The 12,995-nt window shown below is 61.9% G+C and carries 11 protein-coding genes; 4 read left to right on the top strand and 7 right to left on the bottom strand.

Annotated features, from left to right (window positions below; translation table 11 throughout):
- Positions 1-41 precede the first annotated feature (41 nt).
- Positions 42-698, bottom strand: a complete 657-nt coding sequence (locus AACW87_RS01430; protein ID WP_241326369.1) for a DUF3313 domain-containing protein — start codon at positions 696-698, stop codon at positions 42-44.
- Between the two features lie 330 nt (positions 699-1,028).
- Here AACW87_RS01430 and AACW87_RS01425 point away from each other — a divergent pair, with 330 nt between their 5' ends.
- A complete protein-coding gene (locus AACW87_RS01425; RefSeq protein ID WP_241326368.1) occupies positions 1,029-1,712 on the top strand; it encodes a chromophore lyase CpcT/CpeT in 684 nt (227 codons plus the stop codon).
- Between the two features lie 18 nt (positions 1,713-1,730).
- Here the strand turns inward: AACW87_RS01425 and AACW87_RS01420 are convergent, their stop codons facing one another.
- Entirely contained in the window at positions 1,731-2,627 is an 897-nt protein-coding gene (locus AACW87_RS01420) for a LysR family transcriptional regulator (RefSeq protein WP_098981056.1), read from the bottom strand.
- Between the two features lie 101 nt (positions 2,628-2,728).
- On the opposite strand from AACW87_RS01420, the gene AACW87_RS01415 reads away from it, so the two are divergent.
- Positions 2,729-3,349 (top strand): LysE family translocator, encoded by a 621-nt coding sequence (locus AACW87_RS01415; RefSeq protein WP_043141598.1) that lies wholly within the window; start codon positions 2,729-2,731, stop codon positions 3,347-3,349.
- Positions 3,350-3,515: 166 nt separating this feature from the next.
- Complete coding sequence (locus AACW87_RS01410) at positions 3,516-4,721, top strand: DUF2920 family protein (protein WP_241326367.1); 1,206 nt, start codon at positions 3,516-3,518, stop codon at positions 4,719-4,721.
- Between the two features lie 92 nt (positions 4,722-4,813).
- Here the strand turns inward: AACW87_RS01410 and AACW87_RS01405 are convergent, their stop codons facing one another.
- The gene (locus AACW87_RS01405; RefSeq protein WP_241326366.1) at positions 4,814-5,923 is read right to left on the bottom strand and encodes a YeeE/YedE thiosulfate transporter family protein; all 1,110 of its coding nucleotides are present in this window, start codon (positions 5,921-5,923) and stop codon (positions 4,814-4,816) included.
- A gap of 1,253 nt (positions 5,924-7,176) precedes the next feature.
- Between AACW87_RS01405 and mgtA the strand changes: the two genes are divergently transcribed.
- The gene (gene mgtA / locus AACW87_RS01400; protein WP_241326365.1) at positions 7,177-9,939 is read left to right on the top strand and encodes a magnesium-translocating P-type ATPase; all 2,763 of its coding nucleotides are present in this window, start codon (positions 7,177-7,179) and stop codon (positions 9,937-9,939) included.
- Between the two features lie 136 nt (positions 9,940-10,075).
- Here the strand turns inward: mgtA and AACW87_RS01395 are convergent, their stop codons facing one another.
- The 4 genes from AACW87_RS01395 to AACW87_RS01380 form a co-directional block, all read right to left on the bottom strand.
- Positions 10,076-10,723 carry a LysE family translocator gene (locus AACW87_RS01395; RefSeq protein ID WP_043141603.1) on the bottom strand — a complete coding sequence of 216 codons (648 nt, stop codon included), beginning with the start codon at positions 10,721-10,723 and terminating at the stop codon, positions 10,076-10,078.
- Positions 10,724-10,840: 117 nt separating this feature from the next.
- Positions 10,841-11,659 (bottom strand): AraC family transcriptional regulator, encoded by an 819-nt coding sequence (locus AACW87_RS01390; RefSeq protein ID WP_098981052.1) that lies wholly within the window; start codon positions 11,657-11,659, stop codon positions 10,841-10,843.
- Positions 11,660-11,726: 67 nt separating this feature from the next.
- On the bottom strand, positions 11,727-12,629 hold the full coding sequence (gene rarD / locus AACW87_RS01385; RefSeq protein ID WP_103472668.1) for an EamA family transporter RarD: 903 nt from the start codon (positions 12,627-12,629) through the stop codon (positions 11,727-11,729).
- A 125-nt stretch (positions 12,630-12,754) separates the two neighbouring features.
- Complete coding sequence (locus AACW87_RS01380; RefSeq protein ID WP_165576249.1) at positions 12,755-12,904, bottom strand: hypothetical protein; 150 nt, start codon at positions 12,902-12,904, stop codon at positions 12,755-12,757.
- Positions 12,905-12,995: the final 91 nt, after the last annotated feature.

Genomic DNA, 12,995 nt, shown 5'->3' with positions numbered 1-12,995 from the left:
CCGTCCGCTGGGCGCACTGGGCCTGGATGTGGCAAGCCGGACTAGCGGCCCAGATTGTCGGCCAGCTGTTTGGCGCGGCTGGCGGCCCACTGATCGATCATTTTCTCCATCTCGTCGGCCGTGATGGGCGAATCCTTGTGAGTCGTGTTCGGGCTCTCGCGGGCATCCATCACCCGCACCAGCAGCTTGCCGCTTTGGGAGTCGAGCAACTGGGCCATGCTGCCCACCTTGAGCAGGTAGGGCTCCTTGCCGATCACTTCGCGGGTGACGTTGATGGCGATCTTGGCGGGCAGCAGATCCCGCAGTTTGGGGTCGGGGCGGGTCAGATCGAAGTTGGTGATGGCAGCCTGCACCCGCATCACGCCGGGGCCGGGGGTGGTGGCGATCTGCACGCCCTGGCTGACCAGTTCGCGCTGGAAGGTGGCGTGGTAGTAGCGGCCGATGTCGTTCTGCTCGTTGGCGGTCAGCAGATACCAGTGGCCGTTCTCCTGGCGGATGAACTGTAGCGGGTCGAGCAGCACCTGGTGGTACTGGCGCAGATCCACGCCGGGCTCCTTGTAGACGCGCTGGTTGGCGTTGCTTTCGCTTGGTTGAAAGGCCGCCAGCGGGATCGCCTGCAACCCCTGCGATACCTGATTCTTCACTGCGCAGCCACCCAACAGGATGGCCACCATGCCTGCGATTACGGCTCTCTTCATCTTTGCTCCTGATATGCATGACCTTTGCATCCGATGCGCAAGGCGTTGCAAGAGAAATAACCGATTCAAAGAGCGCCCACAAGAGGAGGCCGTGGCCCGTTCAGCCGTCATCCAAGTTATCGGGGAGGGGGCTTTGCTTGCCGCTGGCTGGGTGAGCTGGCCTGCCCCTGCGCCGGCAGGTGACGGGGCCATGGAACCCGGCGCTGCCGTCACTTCCTTTCGCTAACACTGTGATTTTTCAATGGATCGGCAAGGATTTGATCAAGATTGCGGTTATTGCGGCCATTCGCTCATATAATCGCCGCCATGAAAATGATTCGGAAGGATTCGATGGTCACGCTGATGGCGGCCCTGTGCGGGCTGCTCTGCACCTGCCTGGTATGGGCGGCGCCCGCCCCCTTTGTCGCCATCCCGACCGGCCCGTCAGCGGCCAGGGCGACGACGGCTCAGGTCAGCATGGAACCGCTGCTCTCCTGGTTTACCGGCGAGTTCTCCAGCCGGGAGCAGGCCAGTTATGACACCCGTTTCACCAGCGCCGAGCTGCGGCTGGTGGAGATCTGGCCCGGCTACAAGGGCTTTCGCTGGGTCTATGCCGAGCAGTTCCTGACCGAGCGGGCGGTGCGCCCGTTTCGCCAGCGTATCTACCGTTTCTCTCCCGTCCCCGATGGCCGCATCCTGATGGCTGAATTGACCATGCCCAGAGCCGTCGACTTCGCCGGGGCCTGGCGCGACCCCAGTCTGCTGAACTCCCTCACCCCGCAACAGCTCTCCCTGCGTCAGGGCTGCGAGATCTGGCTGACCCGCCAACCCTCGGGGGAGTACGCGGGCCACAGCAAGGTCGGCAGCTGCTCCACCAATTTCGGCGGCGCCAGTACCCTGGTGCAGTACCTCTGGATCGGCCCCGACAGCGTCAGGCTGCTGGACCGGGCCTATGACAACGAGGCCCATCAGCGCTGGGGCAGCCCGGGCGAGGGCTATGTCTATCTGCGCAAGGCGACGCTGCGCGGGGAGTAACCCGGTCTGGCCTGCCTCTCAGGCTGGCAGATCCAGCTCATGACGGTGGTCGCTGAGGTAGTCGATCAGCAGCCGCAGGCGCAGCGGCATGGGCTCCCTGGCCGGATAGAGCAGGTTGACCGGGCGCGGGGCGGGCAGGGCATCCGGCAGTATCTCCAGCAGGGCGCCGCTGGCCAGCTCCTGGTTCAGCAGAGCCCTGGGTTGCAGCACTATGCCCGCATGATTCAGGGCCGCCACCTTGAGGGCACTGCCATGGTTGCTGATGAACTGGCTGTCCCACAGGTGCAGATGTTCGAGGGGAAACTCCTCGGCCAGGCTCGACTGCGTCAGCCAGGGGGTGAAACCCAGGCAGCGGTGACGGGCCAGATCCGCAAGTTCGACCGGAGTGCCGTGGCGTTGCAGGTAGTGTGGCGAGGCACAGAAGACCGAGGCCGAACTGGTCAGTGGGCGGGCTATGTAGGCGGCATCCTTGGGAGTGCCGACCCGAAAGATGAGGTCGAAGCCGTCGCCGATCACATCGACCAGCCGATCGCAGAGATCCAGTTCGATGCGGATCTGCGGGTACTGCGCCATGAAGCGACACAGCAAGGGGGTCAGCCGATAGCTGCCGAAGGTGATGGGGGCATTGATGCGGATCTTGCCTGCCGCCTGACCCGTGTGGGCCCGGGTGTTCTGCTCCAGCTCCCGATAGTGTTGCAGCAGGTTCTGGCAACCGCCGAGGTACTCTCTGCCCGCCTCGGTCAGGCTCTGGCAGCGGGTGTTGCGGTTGAGCAGGCGGGAACCCACCCTGGCCTCCAGCCATTTGATGTATTTGCCGATCATGGCCGGCGTCATCTCGAATCGCTCCGCCACGGCACTGAAGCTGCCTGCGCGGGCGACCTCGACGAAGATCTCGATGGCGGTCAGACGATCCACTCTAAACTCCTGGTTTATAAAGCCGAGCGCCACTATGTCTGGCTGGCGAAGAGGCTGTCAATATACTGGGCGGCACTTGCACGACGATGGAATACCCTGTGATGAGCCTCGAATATTACGCCCTCTACCTGCTGCTCGCCGTGGGGACTGTGCTCAGTCCCGGCCCGGCGGTGATCTACACCATAGGCAACACCCTGACCCGGGGAACCCGCCACGCCATCGCCGGCTTTGTCGGAGTGGCGGTGGGGATATTGATGGTGGCGACCCTGGCCTCGCTGGCGGTGCTCTGGTTTACCCACTGGCTGGCCGAGGGGCAGCAGATCCTCACTCTGGGGGGCGCCCTCTACCTGCTCTATCTGGGGGTGAACTCCTGGCGTCAACGCGCGGTCAGCCCGGTCGTGGGTGCCAGTTCGGATCGGGATTGCGGCCGCAGTTTCGCCAAGGGGGCGCTCATCAGCCTGCTCAATCCCAAGGCGATCATCTTCTTCACCAGCCTGTTTCCCCAGTTCATCGATTTTCGTCAGGGGGCGCTGGGCCAGTGCATGCTGCTGGCGCTGACCTTCAGTGCCGTGGTGCTGGTGGTGCACGGCGGCTACTGTCTGGTGTTTCGCTGGGTGGGCATGCAGGGATATGGCGAGCGCTTCGCCAGGGGGATCAACCGGATGTCGGCCGTGATGTTCACCGGCTTCGCGATCCTGCTGCTGATCAGGGCGCTGGGTTGAGGTTCTGGCGGGATGAGGCCCGCTCGTGTCTTGCGTAAGCGTGGTATCGAGACGCTCGCAGTGAATTCAGGCACAGCCAGGAAAATAAGATTCCATTGACGCCGACAATGCAGCATGCTCCGTTCTTTCGGGGAATGGCGCCGTGATAGCCAGGATCCCAACTGGAATGGTCGAGGTGATGCAGGCTGCATCATCTTCCAACAAGGTCGACATCATGTCTTATTACGAACACAGCGTTGCCGGTCATCCCGATGTCGAATTGGGGCTATGCGGCGATCGCCTGGTGCGCTACCGGATCCACTGTGCCGAGCAGGCCGGTAGCGGCCTGGTGGTCTATATCCCTGGATTTGGTGGCGATCTGGGTGCTTATAGCGAGGTATTTTGCGAGAGAGTCGCCACGCAGCATGGTATGGCGGCGCTGTGCGTCGACTATTTCTGCATGCGATCGCGCCCTTCGGTAGGGGCTGGCATTTCATTGCTGCCGGGTGAGCGGGAGCGTGCGCTCTCTCTGCTGGCGTTGCCATTGGATACGCCAGATACCGCGCTATTGCGTGCGCTGGATAGTTTCCAGCCGGATGCGCCACTGCGTTTTCAGGGTTTACTCACGCCACCGGACGGTGCTTATCAGAACTTTGGCGTGATGGCGGCGCTCGATATTCTCAACGCCATCGAAGATGCCATGTGCCGCTACAGTGGCAATCGCGACAACCTGATACTGGTGGGATCCTCCTATGGCGGCTATCTGGCGCAGCTGGTCAACAAGTTCCGCCCGGGTTACGCCCGTGCGCTGTTTGACAACTCCTCTTGGGCTGAACCCAATCTGGCGTATGTGGTGGGGCGGGATATAGGGGCGGTGGAGTACCAGTGCACGCTGCAAGGCGGGGTGGAACTGGCATTGTGCGTGTGTTCTCCCTGGCGGATGGTGGCCGGGCACCCTCATGAGTTTGACGTGGATGCCTTCATCATCCGCTCCTTCAGTGCCTCCCAGCTCGATCAGATGGCGGAGCAAGGAGGGACGGCCACCTTCTGTCTTATGGTGCACGCCATCCATGATCCCATCGCTCCCACCGAGGCCAAACTGGCCATGGCGCGAGCCATGCTGGCACGGGGCTTCAACGCCGAGTTGGTCCTGTTCGATGAGTCCAGCATTGATGGTGACTTCATTCGCAACATGGAACACGGTATGGGACTCTCCATGCTGCAATTTTTCGAGCAGGGGCTGGCCCTGCTCGCCGAACGCTCGCCAGACTTTCAGGCCAGTCAGGCTACTGAAGTGACCCTGCAAGCGGGCCATTCCATCTATCACCTGGACTTTGGTTGTCCCCTGGTGCGATTGCATCGCCACCGTATCGAGAGCATGGTGCCAGCCTGACGTCCCATGCCGGGGTTGCCTTGAATGGGGCGTTTGCCAAAACAACAACGGGGGCCAGGCCCCCGTTGTTGTTGATATGAATGGAAAGTAGGTCAGAGCTTGAACAGCGGCCGCAGGCGGATGCCGATCAGGCTGCCGGCCAGGGCCATCAGCATCCAGACCCAGCCGTGCAGGCTGCCCGACGCAGTGCCATCGAAGAAGCCACCGAGGTTGCAGGCGCTGTACATGGCGCCCATCCCCATCAGCAGGCCGCCTAGGATGGATGCCAGACTGTTGCCGAGCCGCATCGGGGCGAAGGTGCCGCCACCGCTGATGCAGCGCGCCAGCATGGCCCCCAAAATGCCGAGCCAGAACATGCCGACCATGGGGTTGATGAAGAGTGGCTGGGCCAGTTTCGGGTTCCCCTCGAACAGGCCGAACAAAGAGGCGCCACGCAGCGCCATGTCATAGACGGCGCCCGTGATGGTCCAGGCCGAGCCGTGCAGGGCCACCACGCTGGAGTTGAGCAGGGCGATCAGGATGCCGCCGGTCAGCACGGTGAAGCGGCCGTCGCGCCAGAACAGGTTGCCACCACTGAAGAGGGGCTTGAGCTCGCCGGTGCGCTTGAGTTCGCTCTTGCGAAACAGCAGGAAGAGCACGGCGACCAGCGCCAGGTTGAGCAGCATGCCGCTCCAGAGATTGCCGGTCAGATCCTTGGCCAGCACCACATGGCTGGAGAAGGTGGCATCCAGCATGGGGCGGAACTGGTTGCTGATCAGGGTGCCTATGCCGTAGCAGAGCAGCACCAGCCAGAAGCGGGGTTGCCCCTCGCCGCAGCAGTAGAGGGTGCCGGTGGCGCAGACGCCCGCCAGCTGCATGCCGATGCCGAACAGGAAGGCGCCGACGATGAAGGGAATGCCGATGGCCATCACGTTGCCCACCATGGCATCGCCAAACAGGGCGTGACTAAAGGAGAGGAAGCAGGTGAACAGCAGGATTTCGATGGCGATGGTGAGCAGGTGAACCCGCACATAGTAGCTGTTGCGCTTGGTCAGCATCTCGCGCCAACCGAATACGATGCCGAAGCGGCTGAAGGAGAGGGTGAAGCCGAAGCCGAATCCGATCAGGGCCATCAGGGCCCATTTCATACCAAAGGTGTTGCCGAGCCAGAGTAACGCTCCCCCCGCGAGTGCCACGATGGGGAGCGACCATTTTCGATTCATGTTGTTGTTTCCTGTGCGTCATGAGTGAGTGAAGCCGTGCATCCTATTCCCACATTGAGTCCGATTCCAGCGCGGATCCGCGCCTGTGGCGGAAAATGAAAGCAAAACCCTATCCAGATCAATTCCTGGCAAGGACCCCTGGCGAAATGAGGATGAATCTATTTCAGGCTCTGAAAATAATGATGTGGCGAGTGTGAAACTAATTAAATTGAAAAAGATGAATTTAAATTTTGCGCCATCGAATGCTTTTGGGTAGAATCTCGGCGTGTTATCAACAGATGGAAGGATATTATGGAAAGCGACAGTTGTAGCCGATTGCAAATCGCGATGTGGGCTTACCAGAGCTGAGGTTGATATCCTGTCTTCCCCCTCACTCTGATCGCTCAGAGTGCAGCATCTATATGAGTCACCTTCGACTCTCACAACCGCTTAATCCCGGCCTTCATCAGGGATTGCCGTTGTAAATCTGGATTGTTCCGCTCACCTGCGAGCCATGCCGCCTCGCGACCCCTGCAATTGAACGCTTCATCATGCGCCCCGGGTGCTGCCCGTCAGGGCCGCCACAGCGTCGGATCCGTGCCGTGGCCGGGAAGTGATCGAGCGTAAAATAACAAGATGGACAATACCATATTGAAAACGGGTTCGTTTTCGATAGGACAGGTTGCGAAATAAAATAATCAACGTGATTGCTCAATATATTCCGGTCGTGACAAGGGTTGCGCCGTAATATTTCCATGGGGTGCGGTTTTCTCCGTTATCTTCACCCGCCCGGCATCACTGATATTATTCCCTGCCCAGCATCCAGTTATTTCAAGCTGTCGTTACCCTTATTTCCTTTATGGGTGTATGCCGCCCTGGTGGCGGGATCACCGGACTCATCCGCCGATAATGCAGACCCGCGGGTCATGCCCGCCAGCGACAGTGCATCTGGCTGTCAGTGGCCGCGCCCGACTCTCCCCACCCCACTCGGAGGATATCGTATGACCGAAGAGCCCAAGCCTCGACCCTCGGGGTCCACGCCTCCCCACGCCTGATCCCCCTGCGGGTAACAGGATGCGGAGTCCTGATCCCTGATAGCCCCTACCTGCTGGCAAGCTTGCCCGACAGACACGCCGTCTGGCGGCATGTCCTGCGGGCGGCGCCATGCCGCGCCTGCGCCAGCCGGGGGCCCATTGCCTGTCTCACATCAGTACTGACGCCTGGCCTGGCCCGCGACAGGGCCTTGCTGCAAGCGAAAATCAGGATAAAGAGTTATGAAGCAACAACATACCGCCAGCCGGCACAAGCAGCAGGGATTCGTTTCCCCGGGCCGTGCCAATGAGAAGCTCTCCTCCCGGGTGCTCGACGAGGCCGACAAGTCTCTCGAGTACACCCTCACCGCCGTGCGCGGCAATATCGATGGCCTGACCTCGACCGAGGCGGCCAACCGTCTGGTCCAGTTCGGCCCCAACGAGGTGACCCACGACAAGCCGCCCCATCCGCTGATCCAGCTGATGCAGGCGTTCAAGAACCCCTTCGTGATGGTGCTGATCGTGCTCGGACTGGTCAGCTACGTGATGGACGTGCTGATGGCCGAGCCGGGTGACGAGGATTGGGTCAAGGTGATCATCCTCGGCGTCATGGTCAGCCTGAGCGGCCTGCTCCGCTTCTGGCAGGAGTACCGCTCGGCCAAGGCGGCCGAAACCCTCAAGTCGCTGGTGCGCAACACCGCCACAGTGCAGCGCCGCCCTTCGCCGGGAGCCCCCTCCCTGCGCAAGGAGGTGGCGATGGTCGATCTGGTGGCCGGTGACATAGTACACCTGCAGGCGGGGGACATGATCCCGGCCGACATCAAGCTGATCGAATCCCGCGATCTCTTCATCAGTCAGGCGGTGCTGACCGGCGAGGCCCTGCCGGTGGAGAAATACGACACTCTGGGGGCCGTGGCCGAGAAGTCGGCGGACGGCAGCAGCACGGGGGAGGTGGGCCTGCTCGACCTGCCCAACATCTGCTTCATGGGCACCAACGTGGTGAGCGGCACCGCCAAGGCGGTGGTGGTGGCAACCGGCAGTGACACCTACTTCGGTTCGCTGGCCCGCAACGTGGTGAGCCACAAGCGCATCGAAACCAGCTTCGATCGCGGCGTGAACAGCGTCACCAGGCTGCTGATCCGCTTCATGCTGGTGATGGTGCCCGTGGTCTTCATGCTGAGCGGCGTCAGCAGCGGTGACTGGATGTCGGCGCTGACCTTCGCGCTGGCGGTGGCGGTGGGGCTGACCCCGGAGATGCTGCCCATGATAGTCTCCGCCAACCTGGCGCGGGGCGCCGTGGCCATGGCCAAGCGCAAGGTGGTGGTCAAGCGGCTCAACTCGGTGCAGAACTTTGGTGCCATGGACGTGCTCTGCACCGACAAGACAGGCACCCTGACCCAGGACAAGATCATCCTGGAGCACCACTACGACGTGCGCGGCAGCCGGGACGACAGGATACTGCAGCTGGCCTGGCTCAACAGCCATCACCAGAGCGGCATGAAGAACCTGATGGACATAGCCGTGATCGAGCACGCCGATGCGCTGGGGGCGGGCTGCAAGCCGGCTGGCTACAGCAAGGTGGATGAGCTGCCGTTCGACTTCGTGCGCCGCCGCCTGTCGGTGATAGTGCAGGATGAGAGTGGCCAGCAGCTGATGGTCTCCAAGGGGGCGGTCGAGGAGATGCTCTCCGTCTCCAGCCACATCGACGACGGCAAGCAGATCCGCGAGCTGGATGAGATTGAGCGCCGTGCCCTGCTGCGCCGCAGCGAGGAGTACAACGCCGACGGTTATCGGGTGCTGATAGTGGCGACCCGCGATATCCCGGCCACTGAGTGCAAGCAGAGCTACCGCACCAGTGACGAGGTCAAGCTGGTGGTGCGCGGCTTCCTCACCTTCTTCGATCCGCCCAAGGATTCGGCCGCTCCGGCCATACGTGCGCTGAACGACTACGGCGTGGCGGTCAAGGTGCTGACCGGCGACAACCCCATCATCACCAGCAAGGTGTGTCGCGATGTGGGGCTGAACCCTGGGGTGCCCCTGCTCGGCAAGGACATAGAGGTGATGGACGACGTGGCCCTGTGCACAGTCGTCAAGCACACCACCATCTTCGCCAAGCTCACCCCGCTGCAGAAGTCGCGGGTGGTGAAGGCGTTGCAGGCCAACGGCAACACGGTCGGTTTCCTCGGTGACGGCATCAACGACGCCCCGGCGCTGCGGGATGCGGACGTGGGGATCTCGGTGGACAGCGGCGCCGACATCGCCAAGGAGACGGCCGACATCATCCTGCTGGAGAAGAGCCTGATGGTGCTGGAAGAGGGGGTGGTCAAGGGACGCGAGACCTTCGGCAACATCCTCAAGTACCTCAACATGACCGCCAGCTCCAACTTCGGCAACGTCTTCTCGGTGTTGGTCGCCTCCGCCTGGCTGCCCTGGGCGCCCATGCTGGCGATGCAGATGCTGATCCAGAACCTGGTGTATGACGTCTCCCAGATGCTGCTGCCCTGGGACAAGATGGATCCCGAGTTCCTCAAGCGTCCGCGCAAGTGGGAAGCCAGCAACATCAAGCGCTTCATGCTGTGGCTCGGCCCGACCTCCTCGGTGTTCGACATCAGCACCTTCTGCCTGATGTGGTTCGTGTTCGGAGCCGGCGCCATGTATGCCACCGCCAACGGCAGCATGGATCCGCTGGTCAACGGCCAGGCCATCATGAACTCGGGCTGGTTCATCGAGGGGCTGGTCTCCCAGACTCTGGTGGTGCACATGCTGCGAACCCGCAAGATCCCCTTCCTGCAGAGTACGGCCACCCTGCCGGTGCTGTTGTCGACCTCCATCGCCATCGCCATCGGCTGCTACCTGCCGTTCTCGCCGCTGGCGGAGCACTTCGGCTTCATCACATTGGAAGCGCCCAAGTACTTCATGTGGCTGGTGATCACCATGCTGGCCTACATGGGGCTGACCCAGGCGATCAAGACCATCTACATCAAGCGCCACGGTCAGTGGTTCTGACGGGATAAGCCTGGCCATCAGGCACCACAGTCAGTGGTGCCCGGTGTGAACCAGACTGTCATGCGGGCCTTTATCCGTGTGAACGCAAAGAGGGATGGCTCAGGCCATCCCTCTTTTTCATGGGGTCGGGAGGAGATCAGTGCGGGACCAGGGCATAGGCCTCGCCGGCCATGCCGGTCAGGATGGAGAGGCTGACGGCGCCGAACAGCAGACCCGTGACCAGATTGAGCGGACGCTGGATCCGGCCAAGCAGGCGTTGGGCCCGCGGGGTGGAGAGGCTCCAGGCCAGCACGCCGAACCAGACCAGAGAGAGCAGGAACAGCTCCAGCACCAGCAGGCCGCGCGTCAGGCCGTCCACCTGCGGCGTCACCATGGCCGCCAGCAGTCCCATGAAGAACAGCAGCGCCTTGGGATTGAGCAGATTGGTGGCAAGCCCGCTCCATATCCCCTTGCGCCAGCCTTGCTGCTCACCGCCAGCCTTGAGCGCCAGTGTTGCCGAGCTGTGCCAGGCGGCCTTGAGCGCCCCCCAGCCGAGCCAGCCCAGATAGAGGGCGCCGACCACCTTCACCGCCATGAAGAGCCAGGGATGTTCGGCGATCAGCAGGCTGATGCCGGTCAGGCTGAGGGTGGCGTGCAGCAAGATGGCCAGTGCTATGCCGAGCGCCGCCCCCAGGGCCGTGGGCCTGTGCAGGCTGGTACGCAGGATCAGCGCGAAGTCCGGCCCAGGGCTCGCCAGGGCGATCAGATGGATGAGACCTATGGTCAGAAACAGGCTGGTGAACATGGCAAAACCTCGATGACGGTATGAGGTGACAGCATGGGGGATCAGGGCGGGGAGGCGATTGTAAAAGATTGCAGCTGTTGATGGTTATCGGCCGGACTGGCGTGTCATGGCCCCTGGCTAGCCGGGCTGGCTGGTAAAAGACTGCATCTGCTGGCGGTAATCGGCGGGGGTCAGCCCGAAGGCCTGCCGGAAACCGTGGTGGAAGTGGCTCTGATCGAAGAAGCCGACCGCCAGCGCCACCTCGCTCACCGGCAGGCCGCTGCCGAGCAGGCGCTTGCCCTGCTCCAGTCGCAACCGCTTGAGCCAGGCGTAGGGGGTCATGCCGGTCTTCTTCTTGAACTGGCGCAGGAAGGCGAAGCGATCCAGCCCGAACAGGGCGGCCAGATCCTCCAGGCTGTGGCGCTCATCCAGTCGGGCCAGCAGATAGTCGCGCAGGTATCTGAGCTGGGGATCCGCCAGGGCGTGGCGCTCCGGCGCTATGTGCAACAGCTCGCCGAGCAGGCCCAGCAGCTGGCTCTCCGCCAGCAGGCCGTCCGCCTGGGGGGTGTCCAGATACATGTGCAGCCGGGCGAAGCCCTGATAGAGGTCGGGACGGCTCTGCAAGCCCTTGTCGAAGAAGGGTTCGGGGCTGTCCGGTAGCCAGCGCGCCAGCTGCTCGGGGGCGATGGCGAACACCCGCACCTCGTACCCTTCCGGCAGCAGGCTGAGGCCGTCGTGCATCTCGTCCGGGTTGACGGTGGAGAGCTCGCCGCGCACCAGATTGTGGCTGCTGCCCTTGTGGATGAATTTCTGGCCGCCCTGCTGCACCAGACCTATGTGATAGTCCAGGTGAACGTGGCGGCCATAGCTGAACTCCCTGTGGTGGGAGTGGGAGAGTTCAACCCCCGGCAGCAGCCGGGATTGCCAGTAATGGATGCGGGATTGGGGAGCGCTCATCGACTATTGATAACCTGAAACCCGAATATTGGCTTGTAGATTATTGCAGTGCCGACGCGTCATGCCGTCAATCCTGACTGGCAGCCCGGCGACGCTTGCCGCTGCGCAGTCCGTCCAGGCTGAACAGCACAAGCGCACTCCAGATGCAGCCGAAGGTGATCAGCTTGTCCAGCGCCAGCTCTTCCCCGTAGAGGGTGACCGCCAGTATGAACATCAGGCTGGGGCCTATGTACTGGAAGAAACCCAGGGTGGAGAGCTTGAGCCGGGTGGCGGCGGCGGTGAAGCAGAGCAGGGGCGCCGTGGTGACGGCACCGGCGGCGATCAGCAGCAGGTTGAGGTGCCAGTTATTTTCGGTGAGATGGCTGGTGGGACTGTCGGCAAATCCCCACAGGTAGATGGCGGCTGGCGGCAGCATGATCATGGTCTCGATCAGCAGGCCCGTGAGGGCATCGAGGGCCAGCTTCTTGCGGATCAGGCCATAGATGGCAAAGCTCGACGCCAGTACCAGGGCTATCCAGGGCAGGGAGCCGAAGGCGATGAGCTGGACGGCGACCCCGATCACCGCCAGTCCCACCGCCCACCACTGCAGGCGGCGCAGCTGCTCGCTCAGGAACAGCATGCCGAGCAGCACGTTGAACAGCGGATTGATGTAATAGCCTAGGCTGGCATCCAGCATGTGACCGTTGTTGATGGCCCAGATGAACAGCAGCCAGTTGCCGCCGACCGTGATGGAGGTGAAGGCCAGGGTGAGCAGCACTTTTGGCTGGCGCAGCACCGCCTGCACCTTGTGCCACTGACGGCCGATCAGGGTCAGCACCAGCAGCAGGACGCAGGACCAGATCATGCGATGGGTCAGGATTTCGGCGGCCGGTACGGCCGAGATGGTCTTGAAGTAGATGGGGGCCAGACCCCAAAGGGTATAGGCGCACAAGGCATAGATGATGCCCTGACGCTGAGCTTGTTGCTGCATGTGGATAACCTTCACTGGAGAGTCGGATGCTGGAAAACATCGCAAAAAATCAGTGTAGCGATCCTTTTGGAGGGAAAGAAGTGAATAAATGGTGATCAGCGGATTTTAACGGCGGTTTGCTCTGCTCAGCGGCCCCCGCCGCGACGGATCTTCTCGACGTCCAGCAGCAACCACAGCATGAGTGCGATGGCGGAGATCCACGGACCCCAGGTCACATAGGCCTCACCTTGCCCCAGCATGTAGAACAGCAGCGGCAGTCCTATCACCAGAAACACTACACTTCCCAGAAAAAATAACATTTTTATCTTTATATTTAAGGGCTTGTCTATTTGATGATTATATCGATTGAGGCGGGCGATGAAAGGG

The organism is Aeromonas sp. MR7, assembly GCF_963899385.1.
GTDB lineage: Bacteria > Pseudomonadota > Gammaproteobacteria > Enterobacterales > Aeromonadaceae > Aeromonas > Aeromonas bestiarum.
Note: the sequence above shows the minus strand (reverse complement) of the source record. Positions and strands in the feature narration are given on the sequence as shown.

Coding starts and splice junctions, on each gene's coding strand:
- AACW87_RS01430 (WP_241326369.1), bottom strand. CDS start 698: ATGAAGAGAGCCGTAATCGCAGGCATGGTGGCCATCCTGTTGGGTGGC.
- AACW87_RS01425 (WP_241326368.1), top strand. CDS start 1,029: ATGGTCACGCTGATGGCGGCCCTGTGCGGGCTGCTCTGCACCTGCCTG.
- AACW87_RS01415 (WP_043141598.1), top strand. CDS start 2,729: ATGAGCCTCGAATATTACGCCCTCTACCTGCTGCTCGCCGTGGGGACT.
- AACW87_RS01410 (WP_241326367.1), top strand. CDS start 3,516: ATGGTCGAGGTGATGCAGGCTGCATCATCTTCCAACAAGGTCGACATC.
- AACW87_RS01405 (WP_241326366.1), bottom strand. CDS start 5,923: ATGAATCGAAAATGGTCGCTCCCCATCGTGGCACTCGCGGGGGGAGCG.
- mgtA (WP_241326365.1), top strand. CDS start 7,177: ATGAAGCAACAACATACCGCCAGCCGGCACAAGCAGCAGGGATTCGTT.
- AACW87_RS01395 (WP_043141603.1), bottom strand. CDS start 10,723: ATGTTCACCAGCCTGTTTCTGACCATAGGTCTCATCCATCTGATCGCC.
- AACW87_RS01390 (WP_098981052.1), bottom strand. CDS start 11,659: ATGAGCGCTCCCCAATCCCGCATCCATTACTGGCAATCCCGGCTGCTG.
- rarD (WP_103472668.1), bottom strand. CDS start 12,629: ATGCAGCAACAAGCTCAGCGTCAGGGCATCATCTATGCCTTGTGCGCC.